At 73.4% G+C, this 1,175-nt stretch carries 2 protein-coding genes; both read right to left on the reverse strand.

Going from position 1 to position 1,175, the window contains the following annotated elements; translation table 11 throughout:
- Positions 1-425 (reverse strand): hypothetical protein (locus ACWGIU_RS38230; protein WP_453712743.1); only part of this gene is annotated, 425 nt, incomplete at its 3' end.
- A 180-nt stretch (positions 426-605) separates the two neighbouring features.
- A complete protein-coding gene (locus ACWGIU_RS38235; protein WP_453712745.1) occupies positions 606-920 on the reverse strand; it encodes a DUF2087 domain-containing protein in 315 nt (104 codons plus the stop codon).
- Positions 921-1,175: the final 255 nt, after the last annotated feature.

Raw genomic sequence — 1,175 nt, forward strand, 5'->3', positions numbered from 1 at the left:
CAGCCGGGCCGTCCTGTCGCGCCGTGCGTCCCGACGGCCCAACTGCTGCGCTCGCGCCACCCCTTGGTCGTCCGCCCCGGCAACCACGACGAGCGCGCCGCCTTCCGCCGCGGCCTGCTGGGAGAGGGGTCCGCCCCACCGGGCCCGTCGACCAGGTGCTGTGCGGCGAGGGCTTCGTCCTCGCCGTCTGCGACTCGTCCGTTCCCGGCGGGCACCAACACGGCTTCCTGGAGGCGTCGACCCTGCCCTGGTTGGACGGCGTACTGACCGACACCTCGCCGGAGTTCCCGCTCCTGGTCGCCTTCCATCACCCGCCGGTGCCGTTGAACACCCCGTACCTGGACGAGATCCGCCAGTTCGGGGAGGAGCGGCTCGCCGCCCTCGCCGAGTGCCACCCGCACCTGACCGCTTTCCTGTGCGGGCACGCGCACACCGCCGCGGCCACCACCTTCGCCGGCCGGCCGGTGCTGGTCGCGCCCGGGGTGGTCTCCACGCTCCGGCTGCCGTGGGAGCCGCCGACCGGGTCCGACGAGCACGTGCACCTCGACGAGCCGTCGGCCGTCGCCTTCCACGCGATCGGTGACGACGGCCCGCCTGACGACCCACTACAGGGTGGTCGCCGCCCGCCGGTAGGCACGGCCGTCACGGGTCCGTGTGAGCCGGCCCGAGGTGATCAGATGGCGCCGCAGCGCCGAGCAGTCCTCGTGAACGCTGCGCAGCACGTCGTTCACCTCGGGCTCCGTGTACTCCCGGTCCGCCGCGAAGAGGGTCTCCGTGAGGTGGGCGAGCAACTGCTCCCGCCGGGCGGCCTTGCGCGGGATCACGGTGAGGCGGCCACCGGAGAAGAGGTCGGAGACGTCCCGTCGCGGCGGGCGCGGGGCGGCGGACTGCGACGGCTGGTGCTCGGTGCTGTGAGACATGTCGGCGAGCTTCGCCCGTCCGCGCGCGCGGGGGCAACGCATTTTCCGCACCGTGGCGAGCGATCGAGCCGCCGGCGGAAAGTATCGATACGTCGGCAGAGGTGACGGGCGCTCACCTCATCGAGTAAGCGGGCTCGCCCACCCGCAGAGCACCGGCTGAACCGGCCCACCCCCCAGCCGGTGACGGAGTTCGCCGCGCACCGCAGAACGCACGAGGTGCACGACGGCCCGTCCGTTCCCGGCACGCTCGGGGAA

It is taken from the genome of Streptomyces sp. NPDC054840 (assembly GCF_053611065.1).

What these genes read in the sequence shown, in the direction of transcription:
- ACWGIU_RS38235 (WP_453712745.1), bottom strand. Translation starts at nt 920, where the DNA reads ATGTCTCACAGCACCGAGCACCAGCCGTCGCAGTCCGCCGCCCCGCGC.